Source organism: Brevundimonas sp. (assembly GCF_036402095.1).
Lineage (GTDB): Bacteria > Pseudomonadota > Alphaproteobacteria > Caulobacterales > Caulobacteraceae > Brevundimonas.
Map to the genome: position 1 here is coordinate 1 of NZ_DASWTO010000112.1, position 2,324 is coordinate 2,324.

General features: G+C 70.1%; 4 protein-coding genes. 1 reads left to right on the forward strand and 3 read right to left on the reverse strand.

Features of this window, described 5'->3' with window-relative positions; genetic code table 11:
- Positions 1–267 precede the first annotated feature (267 nt).
- A complete protein-coding gene (dapB, locus tag VGD32_RS08235) occupies positions 268–1,017 on the forward strand; it encodes a 4-hydroxy-tetrahydrodipicolinate reductase (RefSeq protein ID WP_331031413.1) in 750 nt (249 codons plus the stop codon).
- A gap of 61 nt (positions 1,018–1,078) precedes the next feature.
- On the opposite strand, the gene VGD32_RS08240 is transcribed toward dapB, so the two are convergent.
- The 3 genes from VGD32_RS08240 to VGD32_RS08250 all read right to left on the reverse strand — a co-directional run.
- On the reverse strand, positions 1,079–1,441 hold the full coding sequence (locus VGD32_RS08240) for a hypothetical protein (RefSeq protein ID WP_331031414.1): 363 nt from the start codon (positions 1,439–1,441) through the stop codon (positions 1,079–1,081).
- Positions 1,442–1,516: 75 nt separating this feature from the next.
- Positions 1,517–1,966, reverse strand: coding sequence for a dUTP diphosphatase (dut, locus tag VGD32_RS08245; RefSeq protein ID WP_331031415.1), 450 nt, complete (start codon positions 1,964–1,966; stop codon positions 1,517–1,519).
- 13 nt (positions 1,967–1,979) lie between these two features.
- Positions 1,980–2,324, reverse strand: a 345-nt coding sequence (locus tag VGD32_RS08250; protein ID WP_331031416.1) for a phosphopantothenoylcysteine decarboxylase, incomplete at its 5' end; no start/stop codon positions are given.

Below are 2,324 nucleotides of genomic sequence, written 5' to 3' on the forward strand. Positions count from 1 at the left end.
CCGCGCAACTCGTCCTTCGCCGGCAAGGCCAAACGCTTCTGGGCCGACATCCTGGGCGCGGAAGCCGCGCAGTAGCCGTCCCTTTCGCCGTCACCCCCGGGCTGACCCGAGGGCCAGACCGTCCGGCGCTCCGTCAACGGAGACGCTCTCCGGCCAGAGGGCCATCCGTCATCACCGCCGCGCACAACATCTGATCCTCGGGTCAAGCCCGAGGATGACGGTCAGGGAGAAAACCTCCACTATGCGGGCAATGGTTCAGGGGACTTCATGAGCGCCATCTTCCACGTCGGCATCTCCGGGGCCCGCGGCCGCATGGGCCGGGCCGTCTCGACGGTGCTGGACGCCCGCGAGGACGTCGTCGTGGCCGCCCGTTTCGACCGCGGCGAGACGCCCGACCTGTCGCTGTGCGACGTGATCATCGACTTTTCCACGCCGGACCATTCCGTCGAGCTGGCCCGCGCCTGCGCCGCCCGCGGCGGCCCCGCCCTGGTCATCGGCTCCACCGGCCTGACGCCCGCGCAGGACGCAGACATCCTCAGGGCCGCCGAGACCGTGGCCATCGTCCGCAGCGGCAATTTCTCGCTCGGCGTCAACATCCTGATCGGCCTGGTCGAGCACGCGGCCCAGCGGCTGGACGCCCGCGACTGGGACATCGAGGTGCTGGAGACCCATCACCGGCGCAAGGCCGACGCGCCGTCCGGCACGGCCCTGATGTTGGGGGAGGCCGCCGCCAGCGGCCGGGGCGAGGATCTGGCAGCCGTCCGCAGCGCCCCCTACGACGGCATCACCGGCCCGCGCGAAAGCGGCCGCATCGGCTTCGCCAGCCTGCGCGCCGGCGGCGTGATCGGCGAGCACACCGTATTGTTCGCCTCCGACGACGAGACCCTGACGCTCAGCCACTCGGCGATCGACCGCTCGCTCTTCGCCAAGGGCGCCGTCGCCGCCGCCGCCTGGGTCCGCAGCCGCAAGCCCGGCCTCTACGACATGCAGGACGTGCTGGGCTTCCGGCAGGCGTGAGACCCTCTCCCGATGGGAGAGGGCTCGAGCGCAGGAGCGCGAAGCGATCGTCCTTGCGGAGTCAGTGGGCGTGCTTCGCCCTGTGGCCGCCGCCCGTGACCAGCGACTTGATGAAGAAGAAGACCGCGATGACGATGGCGTAACCGAGGAACAGGGCCAGCACGCCCATCCAGAACGTCAGGGTCAGCAGGTCGGGCAGGACGAAGGCCCCGCCGTCCAGCACCGGCCGGATCACGCCGATGGCCACGTGCACCAGGGCCGCGCCGAGCGCCGTCGCCCACAGCCGGTTCCAGGCCGGCATCAGCAGGGCGGCGATGACCGCGATCAGCAGGCCCATGACCTGGTTGACGCCGTCGAACCCGCCCTGGGCCAGGCCGAACACGCCGCCCAGAATCGCGACTATCGAATCGAACAGGGACTCCATACGCCGACCTCCGTCTGTCTGCGGCCCAGCTTGGCCGTGAGCAAGGTTAACGCAGGCCGGCCGAAATGGCTCCGCTTAACGCCCCGTCGAGCCGAATCCGCCCGCGCCGCGCGCCGTTTCGTCGAGGGTTTCGACCTCGAACATTCGGGCCTGCTCGTGTTGGGCGATGACCATTTGCGCAATGCGTTCGCCCCTCCTGATCACGAACGATTCTTCCCCGTGGTTGATCAGGATCACCCCGACCTCGCCGCGATAGTCGCTGTCGATGGTCCCGGGCGAGTTCAGGCAGGTGATCCCGTGCTTCAGCGCCAGTCCCGAGCGCGGCCGCACCTGCGCCTCGAACCCCGGCTCCAGCGCGATCTTGAGCCCCGTCGGGACCAGAGCCCGCGCCCCGGGGGCGAGAGTGAGCGGCGCGTCCTCCGCCACCGCCGCGCGCAGGTCCATGCCCGCGGAGCCCGAGGTCTCATAGGCGGGGAGCGGCAGGCCTTCGGCGTGCGGCAGGCGTTCGACGCGGAGGGTCGTCATCGGGCGGTGTTCCTCAGGCCTTGAAATGTTCGGCGATCCGCGCGGCGAGCTTGCGCGCCACCTCGGTCTTCGACTGGCGCGGCCAGGCTTCGGTCGTCCCGTCCTTCGTGAACAGGGTCACTGTATTGCCGTCGGCCCCGAACACGTCGTCAGAGACGTCGTTGCCGACGATCCAGTCGCAGCCCTTGCGCGACAGCTTGGCCCGGGCGTTGGCCTCGAGGTCCGTCGTCTCGGCCGCGAAACCGATCACCAGCCGGGGCCGGTTCTTGCCGGGCGCCGACACCCCGGCCAGAATGTCGGGATTCTCGATCAGGGCCAGTGAGGGCGGCCCGCCGGGGGCCTTCTTGATCTTGCCCGA

Excerpts from the sequence above, each read along its gene's own strand:
- VGD32_RS08240 (WP_331031414.1), bottom strand. The coding sequence starts at position 1,441 with ATGGAGTCCCTGTTCGATTCGATAGTCGCGATTCTGGGCGGCGTGTTC.
- dut (WP_331031415.1), bottom strand. The coding sequence starts at position 1,966 with ATGACGACCCTCCGCGTCGAACGCCTGCCGCACGCCGAAGGCCTGCCG.
- dapB (WP_331031413.1), top strand. The coding sequence starts at position 268 with ATGAGCGCCATCTTCCACGTCGGCATCTCCGGGGCCCGCGGCCGCATG.